General features: G+C 64.1%; 18 protein-coding genes. 11 read left to right on the top strand and 7 right to left on the bottom strand.

What is annotated here, in order from left to right:
- Positions 1-221: 221 nt before the first annotated feature.
- Both P1T08_13060 and typA read left to right on the top strand, forming a co-directional pair.
- The gene (locus P1T08_13060; protein MDF1597002.1) at positions 222-614 is read left to right on the top strand and encodes a DoxX family protein; all 393 of its coding nucleotides are present in this window, start codon (positions 222-224) and stop codon (positions 612-614) included.
- A gap of 85 nt (positions 615-699) precedes the next feature.
- Complete coding sequence (gene typA / locus P1T08_13065; protein ID MDF1597003.1) at positions 700-2526, top strand: translational GTPase TypA; 1827 nt, start codon at positions 700-702, stop codon at positions 2524-2526.
- A gap of 69 nt (positions 2527-2595) precedes the next feature.
- Here the strand turns inward: typA and P1T08_13070 are convergent, their stop codons facing one another.
- Positions 2596-3636 (bottom strand): alcohol dehydrogenase catalytic domain-containing protein, encoded by a 1041-nt coding sequence (locus P1T08_13070; GenBank protein MDF1597004.1) that lies wholly within the window; start codon positions 3634-3636, stop codon positions 2596-2598.
- A gap of 84 nt (positions 3637-3720) precedes the next feature.
- Here P1T08_13070 and P1T08_13075 point away from each other — a divergent pair, with 84 nt between their 5' ends.
- The gene (locus P1T08_13075; GenBank protein MDF1597005.1) at positions 3721-4875 is read left to right on the top strand and encodes a hypothetical protein; all 1155 of its coding nucleotides are present in this window, start codon (positions 3721-3723) and stop codon (positions 4873-4875) included.
- A 6-nt stretch (positions 4876-4881) separates the two neighbouring features.
- Here P1T08_13075 and P1T08_13080 read toward each other — a convergent pair whose 3' ends face one another.
- On the bottom strand, positions 4882-6138 hold the full coding sequence (locus P1T08_13080; protein MDF1597006.1) for a DEAD/DEAH box helicase: 1257 nt from the start codon (positions 6136-6138) through the stop codon (positions 4882-4884).
- A 156-nt stretch (positions 6139-6294) separates the two neighbouring features.
- Here P1T08_13080 and P1T08_13085 point away from each other — a divergent pair, with 156 nt between their 5' ends.
- Together P1T08_13085 and hrpB are read left to right on the top strand one after the other, a co-directional pair.
- A complete protein-coding gene (locus P1T08_13085) occupies positions 6295-6495 on the top strand; it encodes a hypothetical protein (protein MDF1597007.1) in 201 nt (66 codons plus the stop codon).
- Between the two features lie 24 nt (positions 6496-6519).
- A complete protein-coding gene (gene hrpB, locus P1T08_13090) occupies positions 6520-8967 on the top strand; it encodes an ATP-dependent helicase HrpB (protein ID MDF1597008.1) in 2448 nt (815 codons plus the stop codon).
- A gap of 43 nt (positions 8968-9010) precedes the next feature.
- On the opposite strand, the gene P1T08_13095 is transcribed toward hrpB, so the two are convergent.
- Positions 9011-9814, bottom strand: a complete 804-nt coding sequence (locus P1T08_13095) for a hypothetical protein (GenBank protein ID MDF1597009.1) — start codon at positions 9812-9814, stop codon at positions 9011-9013.
- Between the two features lie 215 nt (positions 9815-10029).
- Complete coding sequence (locus P1T08_13100) at positions 10030-10818, bottom strand: hypothetical protein (protein ID MDF1597010.1); 789 nt, start codon at positions 10816-10818, stop codon at positions 10030-10032.
- Positions 10819-10950: 132 nt separating this feature from the next.
- Between P1T08_13100 and P1T08_13105 the strand changes: the two genes are divergently transcribed.
- The 3 genes from P1T08_13105 (at position 10951) to P1T08_13115 (ending at position 14090) form a co-directional block, all read left to right on the top strand.
- A complete protein-coding gene (locus tag P1T08_13105) occupies positions 10951-12042 on the top strand; it encodes a HEAT repeat domain-containing protein (protein MDF1597011.1) in 1092 nt (363 codons plus the stop codon).
- A 240-nt stretch (positions 12043-12282) separates the two neighbouring features.
- The gene (locus P1T08_13110) at positions 12283-12732 is read left to right on the top strand and encodes a hypothetical protein (GenBank protein MDF1597012.1); all 450 of its coding nucleotides are present in this window, start codon (positions 12283-12285) and stop codon (positions 12730-12732) included.
- A complete protein-coding gene (locus tag P1T08_13115) occupies positions 12729-14090 on the top strand; it encodes a hypothetical protein (protein MDF1597013.1) in 1362 nt (453 codons plus the stop codon). The genes P1T08_13110 and P1T08_13115 overlap by 4 nt, the downstream gene beginning before the upstream one ends.
- Positions 14091-14159: 69 nt before the next feature.
- Here the strand turns inward: P1T08_13115 and P1T08_13120 are convergent, their stop codons facing one another.
- Complete coding sequence (locus P1T08_13120; protein ID MDF1597014.1) at positions 14160-15104, bottom strand: hypothetical protein; 945 nt, start codon at positions 15102-15104, stop codon at positions 14160-14162.
- On the bottom strand, positions 15101-15733 hold the full coding sequence (locus P1T08_13125; protein MDF1597015.1) for a hypothetical protein: 633 nt from the start codon (positions 15731-15733) through the stop codon (positions 15101-15103). The genes P1T08_13120 and P1T08_13125 overlap by 4 nt, the downstream gene beginning before the upstream one ends.
- Before the next feature lie 232 nt (positions 15734-15965).
- Here P1T08_13125 and P1T08_13130 point away from each other — a divergent pair, with 232 nt between their 5' ends.
- The 3 genes from P1T08_13130 to P1T08_13140 all read left to right on the top strand — a co-directional run bounded on the left by P1T08_13130 (position 15966) and on the right by P1T08_13140 (position 19835).
- Positions 15966-16745 (top strand): VOC family protein, encoded by a 780-nt coding sequence (locus P1T08_13130; protein MDF1597016.1) that lies wholly within the window; start codon positions 15966-15968, stop codon positions 16743-16745.
- A gap of 184 nt (positions 16746-16929) precedes the next feature.
- Positions 16930-19128: a hypothetical protein gene (locus P1T08_13135; GenBank protein ID MDF1597017.1), complete on the top strand. Its 2199-nt coding sequence runs from the start codon at positions 16930-16932 to the stop codon at positions 19126-19128.
- A 53-nt stretch (positions 19129-19181) separates the two neighbouring features.
- Positions 19182-19835, top strand: coding sequence for a hypothetical protein (locus P1T08_13140; protein ID MDF1597018.1), 654 nt, complete (start codon positions 19182-19184; stop codon positions 19833-19835).
- A gap of 18 nt (positions 19836-19853) precedes the next feature.
- Here the strand turns inward: P1T08_13140 and P1T08_13145 are convergent, their stop codons facing one another.
- Positions 19854-21047, bottom strand: coding sequence for a M20 family metallopeptidase (locus tag P1T08_13145; protein ID MDF1597019.1), 1194 nt, complete (start codon positions 21045-21047; stop codon positions 19854-19856).
- Between the last annotated feature and the right edge of the window lie 17 nt (positions 21048-21064).

Genomic DNA, 21064 nt, shown 5'->3' on the forward strand with positions numbered 1-21064 from the left:
CGGCAGTGCTCACCGGCCAGCAGGCTCAGCCACAAGACTCCCACAACCGCAGAAGCCCCGTAGACCCCCATTAGGTGCCATGCGACGGTGCTGGCGGCGCCTCGGGGTGACTTGCACGCCTCCGCCTTCGCATGGCGTCCCCAGCCTGCACCGGCCCCCTGCTGCAACTACCATCAGGTAGCCGTCGGGATATTGACGGGATCGCGAATGAGGGGAAGGCTATGGGCTCCAATCGGACCCTTTGGGTATTACAGATCGTGTTCGGTGTCTATTTCCTGGCCATTGGGATCACGCACTTCGTCGTTCCCGACGGGCTGCCGAATTTGATGTCCTGGATGTATGAGTTGTCAGATGGTCTGCACGCCGTCAGCGGTGTCGCCGAGATCCTCGGGGGCCTGGGACTCATATTGCCTGGACTCACCAAGATCCAGCCCAATCTGACCGTGCTGGCCGCCTTCGGCCTTGCCGCGGTGATGATCGGTGCAGCGATCTGGCACGCGAGCCGTGGCGAGGGCACGAACATCGCCAACAACGTCGTCCTCGGCGCCATTGTTGGGTACATCGGATACGCACGCTGGAAGGTCACACCCCTCGAGGGTCAAACCGCCGCTTGATGGCGGCCGCAGGAGCTGGTTCGGGAGGCGCCTCCCTGGGGCCGGCGGACGGGGAAGCGTGCCGGACGGCTACCATTCGTCTCTCATGTCCGCTGCTCCCTTTCGCAACGTCGCGCTGATCGCGCACGTCGACCATGGCAAGACCACACTGGTGGATGCCATGTTGAACGCCGCCGGGGTCTTTTCCGACCACGAGGTACATGTCGACCGCGTCATGGACTCCGGAGACCAGGAACGCGAGCGGGGCATCACGATCCTCGCCAAGGCCGCCTCGATTGAGTGGAAGGGCGCCAGGATCAATCTCGTCGACACACCCGGCCACGCCGACTTCGGTGGGGAGGTCGAGCGAGCACTGGCACTCGTCGACGGCGTCTTGCTGCTGGTTGATGCCGCCGAGGGCCCGATGCCGCAGACGCGTTATGTGCTCTCGAAAGCTCTGGACGCCCACCTCCCCGCGGTTGTAGTGGTCAACAAGGTTGATCGGCCTGACGCCCGAGTCGATGAGGTAATTGATGAGATCTATCAGCTGTTCTTCGACCTCGACGCCGCCGACCACCACATCGAGTTCCCGATCATCTCGTCTGTCGCCCGTTTCGGGCGGGCCATCCTTGGAGCAGGCATTCCCGCCGAGGGCGACGACCTCTCGGCCCTGCTCGATGCCATCGTCGAGACGATTCCGGCTCCGTCCGGTGACCCTGCCGCGCCGTTGCAGGCGCTGGTCACGAACCTCGACGCCTCCGACTACCTCGGCCGCCTCGCCATCGGACGCGTGATGCAAGGGACCTTGCGCGCCGGAGATCAGGTCGTCCTCTGTCACTCCAATGTTGAGGAGCCGCCGCTCAAGCGGAAGCTGACTCAGTTGATGGGGTTCTCAGGTGTCCACCGGGTCGATGTCGAGGAGCGAATCGCCGGCGATCTCTTCGTCCTCGCCGGGTTCCCGGAGGTCGAGATCGGGGATACGCTCGCAGATGCCAACAATCCGGTGGCCCTTCCTCGCCTGGAAGTGGATGAGCCTGTGTTGCGCATGACGTTTGGTGTGAACACCTCCCCTCTGGCCGGCAAGGACGGCAACTTCCTGACGTCACGTCAGATCAGGGAGCGCCTGGAGCGAGAAGTACTCGGCAACGTCTCCATCCGGATCGGCCCAACCTCCTCACCGGAGGTGATCGAAGTGGCGGGTCGCGGGGAGCTGCAGCTGGCGGTGCTGATCGAGTCAATGCGGCGGGAGGGCTTTGAACTGCAAGTGAGCCGTCCAGAGGTGATTCTCCGGGAGATCGACGGCAAACCTCACGAGCCGCTCGAGCGTGCGGTTGTCGATGTGCCGGACGAGTATGTCGGGACCGTTACGCAGGCGGTCGCCCCCAGGAAGGGGAGTGTGACCGACATGCGGCCGGGCGATCGGGGTCGGACCATCGTTACCCTGGTGGCCCCGTCACGGGGACTGTTGGGTTTTCGGTCACTCCTGATGACGGCTACGCGCGGAACGGGCCTCGTGCATCAGCACCACGACGGGTGGATGCCCTGGGCGGGAGAGCTGCCACACCGCCAGGGTGGGCCCATCGTTTCCGATCGGCGCGGCACATCGACCGGTTTCGCCCTCGACAACCTCCAGAAGCGTGGGGAGCTCTTCATCGGACCCGGTGAGGAGGTCTACGAAGGGATGATCATCGGCGAGAACTCGCGCCCGGCCGATATGCCGGCCAACGCCGCCAAGGCCAAGCAACTCACGAACGTTCGTGCCTCCGGCGCCGACGATGCCATCAAGCTGAAGCCGGCGCGTCATCTAACTCTCGAGACTGCCATCGAGTGGATTTCCGACGATGAACTCGTCGAAGTGACCCCGAAGAACATCCGGGTGCGCAAGCGCCACCTCACCGAGAGCGATCGCAAACTCGCCGCCAAGCGCCGCTAGGCCCCAAACCCCGTTTTCGCGCGGGAATCGAACCCCATAGGGTGGGAATCCCGCGCGAAAACGGAGGATTCAGGGGGCGAAGAGGGCTTTGATCAAACCCGGCTCGCGCTCGGCGAAGGCTTGGTAGAGGTCGGGCCCATCCTGCAACCGTTCCTCCGGGTGTGTCACAACGACATCGTCCGGCACAGTCAACCGGCCCTCGTCGAGCATTGGGAGGATTTGGTCGAGCACCGACCGGACCGGGGCCCGTCCGAACCGGACGGTGATGTTGCGGTCGTACGCCTCGATCGGTGAGAAGGGAAACGCTGGCTCGGTCTGTACGGCGATCACCGAGAGCGTGCCGCCCGGGCGTACCGACCGAAACGCGAACCCCTGGGCGGCCGACGTGCCCGCCGCCTCAATGACTGATGGCAGATCGTCGGGTATTGCCGGGTCGCCGGGGCTCATCGGGACCGCTCCCAACCGGGCCGACTGCTCGAGTCGATCGTCCATCGGATCGACCGCGAAGATCGGGTCGGCGCCGAGTGCCCGCAGGGAGACGATCGCTGAGAGTCCCACCGATCCGAGTCCGACGACCATCGCCGGCTCGTCCGTCACCGGATCCGATCGTTCTGCCGCGTACCAGCCGGTGGGGAGGTTGTCGGTCAGCAGAATGGCCTGAGGGTCCGAGACACCTGCAGGGATCCCCACCAGCGTGCCGTCGGCCAGTGGCACGCGCAGCATCGATGCCTGGCCTCCGTGTACCGCAGGTGCCGACAAATCGTCCGGGTCACCCCATCCGAACAATTGTCCCCGCTCGCAGCGAGCGGCCAGACCGCGCCGGCACCAACGGCATATCCCGCAACTGGTGGTGAAGGGGACGAGCACCCGGTCGCCAACTGAGAATCGTGACACCTCGTCTCCAACCAGGATGACCGTTCCGACGGCTTCGTGTCCCGGCACAACTCCCGGTCTGGCCGTTTCGCGGCCCTCGTAGGTGTGGAGGTCCGACCCGCACAACCCCGCCCTGCTCACCGCGATGACCGCGTCGGTCGGCTGTTCGATTACTGGATCAGGGAGGTCGTCGCGGAACTCGATCTTCCGGATGCCCTGAAATAGAAGTCCGTGCATGGGCCGAGGCTACCGTCCTCGCGTTCTTCCGCCGGGACGGATCGCCACCGAACGACACCCGTTGAAGTAGTGCAAGAATCGTGCGTGATGTTCGGACCCGCTCGCTCCCTCTACTCGATTCGTCCCAAGGCACCCATCGCCATCCTGACGGGTATCGCGGCAGTGACGCTCATGTTCAGCGCCACGCCCTTCTTGATTCCCGAAATCGCGACTCGGTTCGGCGTGTCTCAGGGACTGGCGGGCGGGATCTCCGTGGTGCAGGTCGGGGCGTTCGCGTTGGTGAACGTCGTCCTACCGAGGTTGACCGCACCCTCAGGGAGGATCCTCAAGTGGAGTGCCTGGGCCTTCTTCGCCCTCAACGTGGCGAGCGTGCTGGCCGGGGAGTTCTGGCTGCTGCTGGCTCTGCGCTTCCTGGCCGGGTCGGCGGCCGGGGCGATCACCTGGATCGCCTGGGCGGACGCCATGCGCGAGCCCCGTTCGCTGACCGCAGTCTCCGCAGTTGGACCGATAGTGGCGATGGTCGGCGCCCCGCTCGTCTCGGCGACGGCGACCTGGGGCGATCGGGCCATCTACGGGTTGCTGGCACTGTCCACGCTTCCCGGTGCCATCGCCCGGCTCGAGACCCGGGGCGGAATGACCAGAAGGGAGGCCGTCAGCCGATCTCGTTCGAACCGCGTGCTCCTGGCCGCCCTGTTCCTTCTGACCTTCTCCGGTTCGAGCCTCTTCGTCTACGCGTCGGTGGCGGCCAGAGCAACGCTCGGCCTGAGCGCAGTGGCGACCTCGTGGGCATTCTCGTTGAACGCGGCGGCCGGCCTGGCCGGTGCCCGACTCGCCGCCCACCACCGTCGCCCCGGCTGGTGGCTGGCCAGCGCCGGACCGGCCGTGGCCATCTCGATCGCAGGCGGCCATGCGGCCTGGTTCTTCGTCGGGATGGCCTGGTGGGGCTTCGCATTCTGGATGGGATTGCCGGGAGTGCTGCAGATGCTGGCGGTGCGATCTCTGGCAGCCGACGAACGGGCAGGCGACGCACAAGGTGTGATGGCCATGGGCCGGTCCATCGGCCCGTTGATGGGAGGGGGATTCACCGATGCAGGCGCGTTCAGCACGCTCGCGGTTATCGCCGGTATCGGTGTTTCGGCGTCGGGGATAGCGGTGATCGGCGTGCAAGAAGGCCGTGAACGTCTACCTCCTTCGGATCCCACCTTCGCCGGGCCGAACCGGAGTGCGCCCGGAGCCTGAGAGCTCCTACAGGAGACGTTGTTTGCGGCGTCTCCGTCCACTGCGACGGACCGGCGCGGCCGGCTTCTCGTCGCCTTCGCCGTCCGGCTGGTCCCATGCCGCCAGGTCGTCCAGCCGATCGTCGTTCGAGAACATCTTGACGATGGGTTTGACAAGTCCGGCTTCCTGCTGAATTCGTTGCATGGCTGCCATCTGATCCCATTCGATCATGGTGACCACCAGACCTTCTTCCCCCGCTCTGGCGGTACGGCCCGACCGATGAACGTACGTGCGCGAGTCCTCCGGTGGGTCGTAGTGCAGGACGATGTCGACGCCGTCGATGTGGAGGCCTCGGGCGGCTACGTTGGTGGCCACCAGGACCGGGCTCTTCCCGCTGGCGAACTCGGCCAGCGTTCGCTCTCGCTTGGGCTGTGGGAGGTCTCCATGAATCGGGCGGGCTTGAACACCGAGGGCTCGCAGGTCACGGGCGATTTGATCGCACGCCCGCTTCGTCCGGACGAACACCAGCATGCGGTCGGCGGTTTCGGCGATGCGGGCGGCCACCTTGGCCTTGTCCATGTGGTGGACCTCTAGGAACCTGTGCTCGGAAGTCTCAACGGTGACGGTGTCCGAGCTGACCTCGTGGAACACCGGATCGTCTGTGTAACTCGAGATGAGATTGCCGACGGGCCCATCGAGCGTCGCAGAGAACAAGAACGTCTGGTGCTTCCGCTTGATCTGACGCATGGCAAAGCGAACCTGCGGAAGGAAGCCCATATCGGCCATCTGGTCTGCCTCGTCGATCACCACCATCTCGACGTCATCGATGAACAGGACCTTTCGATCGGCCAGGTCGAGTAGACGGCCGGGCGTAGCCACGACCACTTCGACGCCCTGTGCCAGCGTGTCGATCTGGTGTTTCATCGACACGCCGCCGTAGATGGAGAGCAGCGAGAATCCGCGGGTTTCGCATAGTGGTGCCAGTGCTTCACTCACCTGCACGCACAGTTCACGGGTCGGAACCAGCACGAGGGCGATCGGTCGTCGCGGTGGTGCCTTGTGCAGGCGATCGACGATTGGCAGACCGAATGCAAGGGTTTTGCCGGAGCCCGTCTTGGCCCGGCCGCAGATATCCCGGCCCTTCAGAGCATCGGGAATGGCGAGGGCCTGAATGGGGAAGGGCGAGGTGATGCCTTGCCGCTCGAGTATTTCCGCCAGGTCTTCGGCGACACCCAACTGGGCGAAGGTGGAGGTCGTGGTGAGGTGATCTTGTTCGCGGTTCAAATGTTCAGGTGCTCCTAGAGAGAAGGCTCGATCCGGCGTGGAGAGCCGCCGGCACTTCGGGCCGGTGGAGCTAGCTTAGTGGCCCGGCGCCCGGGTGGCTTCCTCAGTTGGTTGCACTCTCCCGTGAGGCTGGCAAGCTGGTGGCGATGGTTTTCGATGAATAGCTACGAATTCGACCTGGAATACGAAGTCGAGCGTCGCCGGCGGGTCCGGCGCCTCCGGGTCGTGGCCGCCATTGTGGCCGTTGCTCTGCTGGCGCTCACAGTGCTGAGCACGACCTTCGACGTCATCAACTTCCCGCCTTCGCCGACCCCCACGACCGAGCCGGTCTTCGTCGCACTGGCCGCCACCGGTTGATCCCGCCCGCCCTATCCTCCTGGCGTGCTCTCCCACACCAGCCTGCCGGTAGAAGGCTCTCTGCCGTCGCTTCGTTCGGCGCTGGCTGCGCAGCGGCAAGCCGTGCTGGTCGCGCCGCCGGGCTCCGGCAAGACGACGATCGTTCCGCTTCTGCTGCTGGCGGAACCGTGGCTCGAGGGCCGAAAGATCACCGTGCTCGAACCGCGACGCCTGGCGACGCGAGCGGCCGCCAGGCGCATGGCGTTCCTGCTGGGGGAGCAGGCGGGGGAGACGGTCGGCTATGTCACCAAGACCGATCGCAAGGTCGGCCCTGATACTCGCATCGAGGTGGTGACGGAAGGGGTGCTGACGAGGCGCCTGCAGCGCGATCCTGAACTCCCCGGGGTGGGCCTGGTCGTATTCGACGAGTTCCATGAACGAAGTCTCCAGACCGATCTTGGCCTCGCCCTGGCCCTCGATGCGAAGAGAATGCTGCGGCCGGACCTTCGTCTGCTCGTGATGTCTGCCACGATCGACGCCGACAAGATCGCCGGCTTGCTCGGTGGGGCGCCCGTGATCCGGAGCGAAGCACGCTCTTTTCCCGTCGAGGTCCGCTGGGAGCCGCGACCGCGCCAGACCTGGCTCGAGCCCCATGTCGTTGCCGTGGTCCGGCAGGCGTTGCGGACCGATGGTGGCGATATTCTCGTGTTCCTTCCGGGCATCGGGGAGATCAATCGCGTGATGAACCTCCTACGGGACGCCGGTGTAGAGGCCGACATTCACCGGTTGCACGGCTCTCTCTCCATCGAGGAGCAAGATGCGGCCCTGACCGTTGCATCGAGCAGGAAGGTCGTCCTGTCGACCGATATCGCCGAGTCCAGCCTGACGGTTGAAGGCGTTCGGGTTGTCGTCGACGGAGGTGCTGCCAGGGCTCCACGTTTCGACAGCCGAACGGGAATGACCCGCCTCAAAACGATTCCGATCTCCAAAGCGTCGGCCGATCAGCGGTCCGGCCGGGCCGGTCGCACCGAACCGGGCGTCGCCTATCGCCTGTGGTCGAAGGTCGAGCATGGGCCGCGCAAGGCTCATATCGAACCCGAGATCACCCAGGTCGATCTCGCCGGGTTTGCCCTCGAGTTGGCCGCCTGGGGCGCGGCCGACGCTTCGGATCTCGATTTCCTGGATCGACCACCGAGGCGTGCTCTAGCGGAGGCCCATCGGTTGTTGGGGTTGTTGGGCGCCGTCGATGGGGACGGCCGATTGACGGAGTCTGGACGGGCGATGGTGAACTTGCCGCTGCATCCCCGGCTCGCCCGGATGGTTGTCGACGCTGGTGATGATCAAGCGCTGGCGTGTCTGCTGGCCGCCGTGGTAGATGATCGCGACATTCTGCGCGGACCGTCCGACGAGATTCCGGTCGACGTTGCTCTTCGGATTGAGTTGGTCACCGGCGCGGCGGACGCTCATCCAAACCTCGATCGGCGAGCACTCGAGCGGTTGCGGCGCAACGCCCGCGACCTCGCCCGGCGGGCGGACATCAAGACGAACGCGGTCGATCCGGATCATTGCGGTCGAGTGCTGGCGCTGGCTTTTCCGGATCGCCTCGCCGTACAACGGGGGACTGCCGGACGATTCCAACTGCGAACCGGCACCTCGGCCTGGATGGCGTCCTCTGATTCACTGGCAGGGGAACGTTTCGTGGTTGTAGCCGATCTGGACGGCAAGCGAAAGGATGCGCGAATACGTCTCGCGGCTGCCCTCGTCGGGGATGAGGTGTCCGCCGTGTACGGGCATGAAGTGGAGGAGCGGGCCGAGCTGGTGTGGGTCGATGATCGTCTGATGGAGCGTCGGACGGTCCGGTTGGGGGGGATGGTGATCGAGGAGCGTGAGCAGCGTGCCGCGCCCGGCCCTGAGGCAACTGCGGCGGTGATCTCCCGATTGCAGCAGCGGAAGCTCGAGGATTTGCCGTGGACGGATGCGGCCAGATCCATCCGTGACCGTGTCGCCTTCCTGCGAAACACTGTGGGGTCACGGTGGCCGGACTGGTCGACCCCGGCCCTGGTCGAGTCCCTGGAAGATTGGCTGCTGCCATCGCTCGGCTTGCCGACCGGATTCGACCGTTTCGACCGTCTCGACCTGGCTTCGGTCCTTCGGGGGCGTTTGGGGTATCCACTTGCCGGGGAGCTCGAACGTCTCGCTCCGAAGGAGATCACCGTTCCCAGTGGGCGGTCGGTTCGCGTCGACTACTCGAGGGATTGGCCGACGGTGGCAGTGCGAGTGCAGGAGATGTACGGCACGACGACTACTCCGACGGTGGGGGGTCAACCGGTGGTGCTCCAGCTGCTGTCACCGGCTCGCCGGCCACTCCAGATCACCCGGGACCTCGGCGGATTCTGGACCGGGTCGTGGTCGGACGTTCGCAAAGAGATGGCAGGCCGCTACCCGAAGCACGACTGGCCAGACGATCCGGCCACCGCCACGCCGACAAGCTAGGAGCCGGCGACCAACCCGCGACTCGCGACTCGCGACCAGCGACTCATGAAATCACCATCATCAGGGCGCTCAACACCAGCAAGATCACACCGGCGACCAGTGTGTTGGTCGAGGTCATACCCGACGGCAGTCGGGCGGCGGCGATGGAGTCTGTTCCCACAACGACGGCGATGAGCAAGGTGATCATGCCGCTGAGCATGAGCAGGGCGGTCAAGATGCCCGGGAGGAAGATCCCGAGAATGATGCCAATCACGACGACCCCGGCACCGATCTTCCACGAAAGCGGAAGGGCGGCGATCAGCGAGCCCTTCTTGGCGGCAGGTTTCTTTTTGGCAGGCTGTTGCTCTGCTCTGCGTGCCGGAGGTTGCTCCTCGAGTGCGGGCGGTGGGGGAGCAACGGTCATCGGCTCGGGCTCTGTGAGGTAGCTCGGCACAGGTTTGGGCTCGGCCGCGGGAGTGGCGATTCCGGGTTCCAGCGTCGGGCTTTCCGCGGCCTTGGCCTTCTTCGATGTGCGTCCGCGAGGTTCCTTTGGCGGACTGGCCTTCTTCTCCTTGCGCGAGCGTCGTGCGGTGTGTTTTGGCGCCGAGCGCGGAGCATCCTCCTTGATTTCGACGAGGCGTGTGAATCCTTCTGGATCGTCGACCGAGATGAGAAGTTGCTCGCCCTCGACTTCGAGGACAAACGCTCCGCTCTTGCGACGGATGTCGAGCCCGGCCAGGCTCCAGTTACCGATTTCGTCCGCCGTGCCGACGAGAATCATCAGGCGGCCGCCATCAACGCGGATGCCGGCCGGCATCTTGGTCCCCGCGTCTCCGGCTATCTGTAGTGAACCTTCAAACGTTGGCATCGCTCAACTCTCGAACGTGATGACGTGTACGCATAGTGAAATCCCTGGCCGGCCCCTCCAGTATCTTAGGCGCTGGTGCGTTGAGACCCACACATGATTCTCCGCAGTGCTGTGGCGCGTGACGGTCCGTTGTATTGCCGAGAAAATCTGCACGTGTTTCTCAGCAATGCTGTGGCGCGTGACAGGCCATTGCATTGCTGAGAAAGTCCGGGGTTCTATCCGAATGGGTCGCCTTCCAGGGCTTCGCCGACGGGCACGGGAGCTTCGGCGACGAAGCTGTCTCCATTGCCAATGATCGGCGCGGACGACCGTCGGTTCCACAGCACGAATGCGAGGGCGGCCACTAGCACGACGGCTGCGGCTGCCGCGATCGGGATTAGCGGGAGCCCTCCCCCTGGGGCAGACTCAGCGCTGATCACCCGTCCGGAGTCGGTCAAGTGAACCTTCCATACCAGGGTGCCGTCCGACTGCTCTGAATCGGCGTTGTGGGTGACGATCTCGCCGGGCAGCTTCACGAGGATCTCCGCGTCGAAGAAGGTCTCCGAGAGGTCGTCAACGGAGCCGCCGAGGTCGAATCCTTCGACGCCCTGGAGCCCCTGCTCGAGGGTCTCGCCGCTCATGGTGGCTTCGAACCGGAACCCGCCGCCTTCGGTGGTTTCTACAGTGAAGGTTTCGAACAGACCATCTTCGCCGCTGAACACGGTACCGGCGATCGAGCGAAGTTCGGCGAGATCATCGAAGCCGGTACTCGCCTCCATGCCGGTGAACTCACCCTCCGACCAGTCCGTCGAACTCCAACCGGCCGGCAGATCCGTCGTCAGGTCGGCGAGCGGGTCACCCTCCGGCGCGAACGAGCCCATTAGCTCCATGAGTTCTTCGTCGAACCCGAAGACGACGGAGGCTTTGCCCGATCCGTCGCTGTTGAGCTCGAAGCCCTGATCTACTTTCACTTTGCAGCCGGTCAGGAGAACGGCCAATACCACGACTGGAATTAGTCGGCGCATGAGATTCCTTGGTCGGTTCTAAGGAACTTCGGCTGCGAACCCGATGTCCTTGAGGTTTGTCGAACCTGGAGAAACAACTGGGGCCGCCGGGTTCTCCCGTTGCCGCGGGCCCGTGCCTCTACGATTACGGTGATGACGGATCCACTCGACCTCGATGCCACCCGCTCCGCGATCGCGGCTCGCGACCTCACCGCAACTGCTTCCGGCTACCTGACCACCGACGTCGCCATGCGATTGCCCTTCGAGGCCCTCGGGCCTTTCAAGACTCTGCTCCGACGGTTCTTCTCGGCTGAGGCCTTCACCGCTGCGGATCGACAGGAACTCAGCGACACCGTAACCCCCCATATCGAGGGCGGCTGGTGGGAGCATGATCTCGGAGGCGGCATAACGCTCGCTCACGGGGTCACCGAGGGCCGGTACGTGATCCGGGTTTCCGGGGCTGCCTCGCCGGCTCCCTCTGTGTTTGCTCGGGTCTTCGACGGTCCGGTGGTCCCGGAAGCCACACCGCATCCCCGCAAGGTGAAGTTCGTGGTCGGGGGTCCGCCTGCACCAGGGAAATGGTATCTCCGGCACGACGCCGACACCGGCGAGGACGCGCGGGTGGCGCGATTGTTCGCAGAGCCAGACGTCACCGACGTCATGGTGGCCGGCGACTTCGTCACCGTCGGCATTGGTTCTCGAGCGTCGTGGGAACGCCGGCTCGAGCCCCTTCTGGCGCTGGTGACCGAGCTCTTTTTGGTCGAGGGCTTGCCATCGTCGGCTCCCGAACGGACCAGAGATGAACTGCTCGACGAGGCCCGACGCTCAACCGGAGAACGCCCGGAGGAGCTCCATTTGCTCGACCCGGACCTGGGCCCGGAACGTGTCCGGCTGCTTGCCGCGATCGATTCGGACGATCCAAGAGTGCGTAGGGTGGCACTGGCGATCCTCCTCGAATCCACCGATTCATCCGTGCGCGCCGCCGCGGTCGAGCAAGGGATGGGCGACCCCTCCCGGATTGTCAGACGCGCAACCATCGATTCGGCGGCGGACTCCGGTCTCGAGTCGTTCCGACCGGTGTTCGAGGCGGCTCTGCGCGACGAAGACGGGTGGATTCGCTGGAAGGCGGTGCGGGCCCTCGGCGAGTTGAGGGTCGGCACGAGTAGGCCGTTGGTCGAAGAAGCCTCGAAGGACGCCGACTTCCAGGTCCGGTTCGAAGCCGCCCGCGTTCTCAAGCGGGGATAGAAGAACCCAGGGCTTGCGCCCTGGGTTCTGAGTCGGCCGGGTCCGGTGGGGCTGAGGGGGGTCAGCCTGGTGCCGGTACCGACCTTGGGGGATCGACCGGCGACAGGCTCTCAGGCCCACCCCGTCATCAATAGGGTCGCACGCCTCGTGTCGAGGGAGGCGATAGGCCTGTGCACGAATCCGTACCTATCGACCGGTCGGTAAGGAAGCGCCAGCGGTGTGCCCGGTATGCTCCCGGCCATGCGAAGAGCCATATTTACCGTGAGTGCGCTTGCTCTGATCGGCGTGGCCTGCGGGTCGGGGACCGACGCCGTCCCGACCGTTCCCGCGGTAGGGCCGACCTCCACTGTGGCTCCGGCAGCCACCACAACCTCCGAACCGGTAGCCGGAGACACGACGACGACTACGTTCCCGGCCACTACGACGACGCTGCCCGGCGTGACTGTGCTGGAAGTGGTGGTGGCGGAAGGCGAAGTCGCAGAACTCAGCGCAACTCTTGACGAAGAACTCCGGATCATCGTGTATGCGGATGAGGTTGATGAGGTTCATCTGCACACCTACGACATCCAGGTTGCCGTGGGGCCGGGTGCGCCGGCAGTAATCGAGTTCGTTGCTTCGATTCCCGGGATCTTCGAGATCGAGTTCGAGAAGGCCGGCTCCCTGATCGCCGAACTGCGGGTGGATCCGTGAGGCGATCGGTCCGTGGGGCTGTAACCTCGCTGATCGCCGCCGCCGTCGTCGTTGCCGTGCCGTCGCCAGCCTTCGCTCATGGGATTGGCGGACGCGCCGACCTTCCCGTTCCGCTCGGTTACTTCCTGGTCGGGGCCGGCGTAGTGCTGGTGGTGTCGTTCATTGCGCTCGCCGTGCTGTGGAAGATGCCCCGCTTGCAGGATGGTCCGCGCTCGGAGGCGATGAGCGTGCAGGTGGACGGTCTGCCTGCGACGGTGCTGTCCGTCGCCGGGGTGTTCTTCCTGTTTCTCGTGATCGGCGCCGGCTTATTCGGTGTGCAAAACGGAACCCGCAACGTGGCGCCTGCCACGGTATGGGTGGTGTTCTGGCTGGTTGTGCCGTTTCTTGGTGCGCTCGTCGGCAACATCTACACGCCACTGAACCCTTGGAGGACGCTATCCGGCTGGCTATTGCCGGACCAGGAGGATCGACAGGGCATTCTCGAACGCTGGGGCGTATATCCGGCCGGCGTCGCTTTTTTCGGGTTCACCTGGCTCGAGCTGGTGTGGCCGGATTCTGGTCAACCCAGAACGTTGGCAGCGGCCGCGCTGTTGTACACCTTCTACGTACTGCTGTTGGCGGGTTGGGGAGGTCGGGACGCCGGACTGCAATCGGGAGAGCTCTTCACGACCTACAACCGGCTCATCAGTTCGGTCTCACCGTTCGGGCGAGATCGGGACGGCCGGTTGGTGCGGCGAGGATGGTTGCGTGCGTTGCCGGTACTGCCCGCCTGGCGGGGTCTGACGTTCTTTGTGGTTCTAATGATCGGCACGGTCAGTTACGACGGGTTGTCCGGGACATCATGGTGGAGGGAGCTCCTAGGGAGCATGGCCGGCGAACTCTGGGCGGAGACCCTCGGGATGTTGACGATCATTGCAGTCATCGGCGGCGCCTACGCGGCGGCCTCGTGGGGGGCCGTGGCGTTGACCGGCGGCGGCGGGCGCAGTACCGGGGAGATTGCGGCCTCGTTCGCACACACTCTGGTGCCGATCGCTCTGGCCTACGCCTTCGCGCACTACTTCACGCTCGTGCTATTCGAGGGCCAGTTGTTCATCTCCACCCTCTCGGATCCGTTCGGTCGGGGATGGAATCTGTTCGGTACCGCAGACCGGGAGGTGAGCTACTTCCTCGCACCCGAGGTGATCTGGTATGTGCAGGTGGCGGCCATCCTGTTCGGACACATTGCCGGCGTGGTTTTGGCCCACGATCGCGCTCTGGCGGTATTCCCCGAGAAGACCGCGGTCAGGAGCCAGTACGCGATGCTGGTGCTGATGGTCTTGCTGACCAGCCTCGGCCTCACGATCCTCGCCGCCGGCTGAAAACCCCGTTTTCGCGCGGGATTCCCACCGTATGAGGCGCGATTCCCGCGCGAAAACGGGATTGGGGGCTTACTTGGTGAGGACCGAGCGGATTTCTATGACCTGATAGGGGGTCGTCTCGGTGTCTGTGTAGGGGTCGAGCGGGTAGATGCCGAGAGAGGATCCGGCCGCGTCGAGGAGCTCAAAGCGGCCCGTCCAGATCACCTCGATCGCCAGCGAGTACAGGCCCTTGGTGTTGTAGGTGTACGTTCTGGCCGGTTCCTCTTCGGTCCCGGAGATGAAGCGGTAGTGATCAACCGGCGGCGCGACCACGTCACCCGGCGTAATGAAGCCGATCGACTCCGTATCTCCGTTGTCGAAAGTCCAGTGCACGGCGGCAACCCAGGCATCGACCAGCGTCGTGAACCCACCGGCTGAGGCGGTCAGCGAGATCGTGGTCTCCGCGGGATCCCAGCCCGGCGTACCCGGGTCGAACCACAACCACATCTCCATGCCGGTAACCCCCGTGGGGTACCCGTCGACGAGCGGGCTCGGGCTGAGCGACAAGTTCGGATCCGGGAGAGCGGCCGCCGCCGCGTCCCATACATCGAGGTCTGGCACCGGCGGCGGGCCGCAATAGGGCCGGGTCACATCGCCATGGTTCGGTCCCGGATTGATGAGCTCGAGTCCAGACGCGCCGCCGATCAGGCCGATGCCGTCTCCGCCGGGGATCCACACGATGATGTCGGAGCCAATCAGCTCCCCCCTGGCCGGGTCGTCGCCGTGGAACAGCCATTCGCGCCAGCCGCCTTCATCAACGGCGCATTCGGGTGCCGGGCCCTCGAACGAGTAGCGGAGATGGAACCCCTCCGGGGCCGTGAACGAGCCGTCCGACTGCACGCTGATCCAGGTAGTGACCTCTCCGTCGGCGATTCCGCCTCCGCCCTCTTCACCGCCCGCGTGAGCCGTTCCCTGCAACCCAACCAGGAAGAGAACTGTGGCGATAAGCAGCGAGCTGAGCCGGAAGTTCGTCACTGTTCTCCGCCTACGATTTCACCAAGCCTTCCGGTGACTCCGACGCGCCATCGTCCGTCCGTCCCGCGTTCAAGCCCGAATAGGACAACTTTGTTGACGTACTCGTCCCGTTCGAGGCGCATCCGTTGGCCTGATTCATCCACCACGAACTGAGGCGACCATGAGTCTGTGATCTGAAGTAGTACGTTCCCGTTTTCGAACTCCTGGGTGACTATCGCCTCCTCTACGACGATGCCACCGTCATCTTGGACCCATCCTTTGTCTGCGTATTCATTGAGGAAGTCGATCACCGCGCTGTAGCAGTCGCAACTCTCGAGATACACGAGATCGAGATACTCCGGACCCAGAACAGGAATGGTGTGCAGGTAGCTCACGTACTCCAAGATCGCCACGATGGCTTCGGTGGGGTCCTCGACGTCATTGTTGGGGAGGAGGATTTCGACGGGTTCTGTTGTCGTTGTGGTGGCCGGGGATGTCGTTGTCGTCGTCGCGGGGAGCGTTGTCGTCGTCACGGGTGTCGCAGGCATCGTCGTCGGCAGTGCTGAGGTCGTGGCCGTCGACGAGGTAGAGCAGGCACCGAGAAAGAGCATCGCTGCGACGAGCCATATCGAGGTTCCCTGGATCCGCATCCCTTACCTATCGTTAGCAAACGACTACCAACAAGAGTACCCAGTGATTTCCTGCGCTGCCAGCAGGTCGGTAACTCACTTTTCGCGGTTTCCGCACTAGTTCGTACCTCGCCGGGCGACGCAAGGCGGAGGCATGGAACGAGCGCAGGCTCGGCCGCTCTGACTGGATGAGCCTAGGTAGAGTTCGAAGGAGCGGGCGACCCAACAGCCCGCCAACCACTGAGGAGGAGAGATGCCGGAGCGCACCTCATACGCACAGGGGATCCCTAACTGGGTGGACCTCCAAACTTCAGATCAGCCCGCAGCCAAGGCGTTCTATGGCGAGTTGTTCGGCTGGACCTACAGAGATGAGCCGGTCCCGCAAGGCGGCGTCTATTCGATGGCTTACATCGACGACAAGACGGTGGCGGCGATCTCACCTCAAACCCCGGACATGGCCGCGCAGGGCGTTCCGCCGCTGTGGAACACCTACTTCGCCGTCGACGATGTCGACGCAACGGCGGCCAAGGTCGCCGGGGCCGGTGGGATGGTGGCGATGGAGCCGTTCGACGTGATGGACGCCGGCCGGATGGCCGCGGTCATGGACCCGACCGGCGCCTTCTGCATGCTCTGGCAGGCGAAGAACCACATAGGTGGACAAATCGTCAACGCACCGGGAGCCCTGATCTGGAATGAACTCGTGACCGCAGAAACGGGCAAAGCCGTGGATTTCTACGAGGCGATTCTCGGACTCGAGGGCGAAGCAACCGACATGGGCACCGGACCGTACACGACCTTCAAAGTGGGGGGCGAGGCCGTGGCCGGCTCGATGCTTCCTCCCGAGGACGGCATACCGAGTCACTGGGCCGTCTATTTCGGAACCGCCGATACCGCCGCCACCTGCGAGAAGGCGAAGGAGTTGGGAGGCGCGGTCGAAGCCGGTCCATTCGACACACCGATCGGGCCGATGGCGGTCATCCGCGATCCGCAGGGGGCCTACTTCTCCGTGTTCCAGGTGCCGCAAGACGGTTAGCGCACGCTCGAGAAGGAGGAGTTGGACACCCGGCCCCTCCAGCATCTTCTGTCGAGGAACCGCCTCGAATGCCGGCCGGGCGGATCCGGCACCCAAGTCCTTTCTGTTGGGAACGCGTTCTTTCCATGCTGCGTTGAGAGGATGGTGAGGGCGTAGGACGTGAAGGGTCTGGAGGAGGGTCGTCGTGGCCAACATCGCGCATCCGGGAACCATCGGCGCAGAGCCCATCGTGCGGCCGGACAGGCCCGGCAACAACTGGGTTCCGTGGGCGCTCGCAGCCCTCGTGGTTATCTCGGGGTTTGGACTGGGTGCGCTCTACTCCTCCGCCGTCTCGACTGAGACCGCCGCCCCCGATCTCGCCCCCCCGCCGCCCCTGGACGAGGCCTCGCCGCTCCCACCCATCGAAGCCGCAGTTGCCCCCGTCTTCGGTGTGCCATCCCCGACGACGCCATCCGGTCGAGCGTTGGGCCCAACAGAAGTGTCTCTCTTCACCCAGTTCCCCCTGATGGCTTTTGACTGGGAATCCGTCACTATTCCAACGGAAGCCGGTTTCGAGTTCCGTTGGTTCGGGCGGCTGGGTGACGGGTACACCGTTGTCGGAGTCGAATGGCCTGACGACGGATTCGCCCAGAATCTCACGACGTGGACTTCGCCAGACGGCCAAACCTGGGCAAGGGCTGGCGTACTCACCATCCCGGGCCGGATGTCATTACACCAGATCACCGGGTGGGGGGACCGGGTCTTTGCCCTCGGCGAGACCTGGGGTGAGGGCGATTCGGGCAGTCGCGTGCTCTACTCGACGACCGACGGAGTCGATTGGACCGAGCTTCCGTTGCCTCGAGTAGCGGAGTCCTCCGACTACGTGTACATCCAGGGTGTCGCCTCGAACGACACCGGCATCGTTGTTGCGCTCACGGTTGAGTCGTACCCGACCGAACCACCACAGATACTCGAGTTTCCGGGTTACACCATCGAGATCGATCATCGGGCGGCCGTCTACAGGCTGATCGACGCCGCCGGCACTGTCATCCTGACGGGTTCTACGGCCGACATCTGGCGCTCGGAGGACAACGGCCAGGGCTTCTACGACCCCCTTACCGGTGAGTTGATTACCGTGGTGCCCTGGCAGGTTTGGGAGCAAGGTTGGGGCTCCGCCTACGAGGGCAGGGAGTCGACCTCGCCGCTTCCGGTCCCGATCGAACCAAGTCAGCCCTACGTGGCGCCATCGATCGTGATCGAGTGGGATGGCTTCGTCGTAACACTCGACGAAAACGAGGGCGTCTTCGACGTCATCGAGGCCGATTCGGGCGAGGTGGTGTGTTCGGGTCCCATCGACTTCATCTGGCGTGGTCCCGCTCCATCGTTCGTCGACCAGTCCACCGGTGAGGTGCTCTTTGCGGTCACCTGGGAGGAATGGGATCAGGCCGAGATGGCGTTCTGGGATACCCGCCAGGAGGTCTACGACTCCGGGTGGTATCCCACCAGGACCGTCGTTCTGTTCTCCGCCGACGGGTTCGAGTGGGAAGAGACTCTCCTTTCGACTAGTTCGGCCGGGGCGTCGCTGACGGTCACAGCCACCGACGAGGAGTTCGTGCTATTCGTGAATTCGTACGGCGAATACGGGGAGAGCAGCTCGTTGTGGACCTCGGTTGACGGCGTCGACTGGGAGGCCGCCGAATCCTCCGACCAGGGAGAGCGGTACCTGCACAACACGGTTGTGACCGCCGGTGGCCTGATGGGTATTGGCGATTGGCAGGGTGGTCAGGGAGTCTGGTCGTCTGCGGACGGACTCACCTGGGTCACCGAGTTCGGCGTCGGGCCACAGGATGACGGCCGGCACGTCTGGCTCAACGCAGTTGCCGACGGCCCGCTCGGATCCGTTGTGGCGGGTACCCAGGAAGGCCCCTTCAACTACCAGTTGTTGCGCGTGTCAAAAGACGGCATGACGGCCGAGTTCGAAGGCGATTTCATCGTCCGGATCACAGATGACTCCACCGGTGATGTGGTCCTCTTCCTCACCTGGAACGAATTCGAATCCGGCGCTCTGGGTGATCGCATCGTCTACGCCGACGAAGAAACCCGGTTCTTCGATACCGACGGGAACCTGATCCTGGCGATCACCAATGAAGAAGCCCGTGACGCATATCGCGTTCGTGATGGGAATTCTCAACCGGTCGTGCGGCAGATCATGTTCATCGAATCCGATGGAGAATGGTACGAAGTCGAGGTCGATGGCGCCGCCGTCGGCGCCATCGCCGGGTTGGTCGTGGGCGAGGAGGAGGTGCTGCTTGGCGGCATGGATTGGGGCGAGACCCGCTACTGGGAAGAGGACTACTCCGTCGGTGCCAGCGTCGTGATCATGATCGGCACCCCTGCTGGATAGTCACCGGGTGAGGCCAGTGCCTTCCTCCACCTCTTGTCTGCTTATCTAGGGGTGTGAACTGGGATCTCATCGTTGAACTGATCGGGTATCTCGCTTCGGCACTGATCCTCGTCTCTGTCACCCGGACTTCGATCCTCAAGCTGCGCCTGTTCAGTCTGGCCGGAGCGGTGACCTTCGTTGTGTACGGCCTGATCATCGAGGCCTATCCAATCGCCCTCGTGAATGTGGTCATCATCGGAATACAGATCTTCTTCTTGCGCGACCTCATGTCGAAGAAACGCGAATACTTCACGACACTCGAGGTCCTTGCCGATTCGCGGTACCTGGAGTACTTCCTGAAGTTCCACGAAGACGACATCCGCACGTATCGACCGGATTTTCGGTTTGAGCCGCGCGAGGACCAAATCCGGATCTTCCTCCTCCGGGATCTGGTGCCGGCCGGCCTGCTGATCGGGAGGCCGTGCACGGATCACTCGTTCGAGGTGGAACTCGACTACGTGATTCCTCGCTATCGGGATTTCCGGGTCGCCGAGTACTTGTTTTCAGAACGTTCCGGCGTATTTACCGACCCTCTTTGCTCACGGGCATGGAGCAAGCCCGGTACCGAGGTCAATGTTGCGTACCTCGAACGCATGGGGTTCAAGGCGGCGACCGACCCCGGGGGCAACACCGTCTACGTTAAGGACCTCGTTCCGCTGCGGACCTAGGCCGGGGGCCGGGTATCGCTAGCCGAGGAAGTCCAGCGCCACTGCGGTGTGGAGGGCCACCCCTGCGGCCATGGCCTCTTCATCGAAGCGGACCAGGTTGGAGTGATTGACCGGCGCCTTTCCCGGTTCGAGATCATCGGGGCACGCTCCAAGAAACACCATCACGCCCGGTACCTTCTGAAGCACGTAGCTCCAGTCCTCGGCTCCCATGATCGGCGTTGGAGCCTGGATGACGCGTTCTTCGCCGAGGAGGTTGCCGGCGATTGCCGTCACCTCGGCGGCCACCGTCTCATCGTTGAGCGTGACGGGGTAGCCGCGCTCGATGGCGACGTCGACGGTGACACCATGGGCCGCCGCGATACCGGCCGAGACCCGCTCGATCATGGCGTGGATCTGATCCCTTCGCTCCTCGGACACGGTGCGGGTCGTGCCCGTGAGAGTGGCGGTGGCCGGGATGACGTTGTAGGCGGTGCCCGCCGCCATCTGGCCGAACGTGAGCACGGCCGGGTCGAAGACATCCACGGTACGAGTCAGCGCCACTTCGGTGGCCATGATGATCTCGGCCGCCACCGGCACGGGATCAACGGCGTTCCACGGCGCCGAGGCGTGTCCACCTTGTCCGTGCACGGTGATGGTCACTTTGTCGGCAGCTGCCATGTAAGGCCCCGGCTTCAGGTGAAGGGTGCCGGCCTCGAAGAGGCTTGTCACGTGAATAGCGAACGCCCGGGTCGGTGATGGGTCAACCTGCTCGAGGAGTCCCTCTTCGAGCATGAAACGAGCACCGAAGTGGCCCTCTTCTCCTGGCTGGAACATGAAGAGGACCTTGCCGGCCAGACCGTCTTTTCGAGCAGAGAGCATGCGGGCGGCGCCGATGAGCATCGACGTGTGGAGGTCGTGGCCGCACGCGTGCATACGCCCGGTGTGTTCCGAGCTGAAGTCCAGACCGGTGTCTTCCGGCATGGCGAGACCGTCCATGTCGCCGCGCAACACAATCGTGGGGCCCGGTCGGCCGCCTTCGAGGACTGCGGCGATGCCGGAGGTCGTCTCGTGGAGGTGGATTGTCAACGGGAGTCCTTCGAGTGCCTCGAGCACGGCTGCTCTGGTCTTTGGCAGGCTGTTGCCGACCTCGGGGATGCGGTGAAGGGTCCGGCGCAGCTCAACGAGCTGGGGGAGCATCTGTCGTGTTTCTTCGAGCAGCGTGGCGTAGTCCATAGGCAAGGATGCTAGAA

This window comes from Acidimicrobiia bacterium, assembly GCA_029210695.1.
Lineage (GTDB): Bacteria > Actinomycetota > Acidimicrobiia > Spongiisociales > JAHEDJ01 > JAHEDJ01.

Excerpts from the sequence above, each read along its gene's own strand:
- typA (MDF1597003.1), top strand. The coding sequence starts at position 700 with ATGTCCGCTGCTCCCTTTCGCAACGTCGCGCTGATCGCGCACGTCGAC.
- P1T08_13105 (MDF1597011.1), top strand. The coding sequence starts at position 10,951 with ATGACGGATCCACTCGACCTCGATGCCACCCGCTCCGCGATCGCGGCT.
- P1T08_13060 (MDF1597002.1), top strand. The coding sequence starts at position 222 with ATGGGCTCCAATCGGACCCTTTGGGTATTACAGATCGTGTTCGGTGTC.
- P1T08_13130 (MDF1597016.1), top strand. The coding sequence starts at position 15,966 with ATGCCGGAGCGCACCTCATACGCACAGGGGATCCCTAACTGGGTGGAC.
- P1T08_13110 (MDF1597012.1), top strand. The coding sequence starts at position 12,283 with ATGCGAAGAGCCATATTTACCGTGAGTGCGCTTGCTCTGATCGGCGTG.
- P1T08_13070 (MDF1597004.1), bottom strand. The coding sequence starts at position 3,636 with ATGCACGGACTTCTATTTCAGGGCATCCGGAAGATCGAGTTCCGCGAC.
- P1T08_13125 (MDF1597015.1), bottom strand. The coding sequence starts at position 15,733 with ATGCGGATCCAGGGAACCTCGATATGGCTCGTCGCAGCGATGCTCTTT.
- P1T08_13085 (MDF1597007.1), top strand. The coding sequence starts at position 6,295 with ATGAATAGCTACGAATTCGACCTGGAATACGAAGTCGAGCGTCGCCGG.
- P1T08_13145 (MDF1597019.1), bottom strand. The coding sequence starts at position 21,047 with ATGGACTACGCCACGCTGCTCGAAGAAACACGACAGATGCTCCCCCAG.
- P1T08_13095 (MDF1597009.1), bottom strand. The coding sequence starts at position 9,814 with ATGCCAACGTTTGAAGGTTCACTACAGATAGCCGGAGACGCGGGGACC.
- P1T08_13100 (MDF1597010.1), bottom strand. The coding sequence starts at position 10,818 with ATGCGCCGACTAATTCCAGTCGTGGTATTGGCCGTTCTCCTGACCGGC.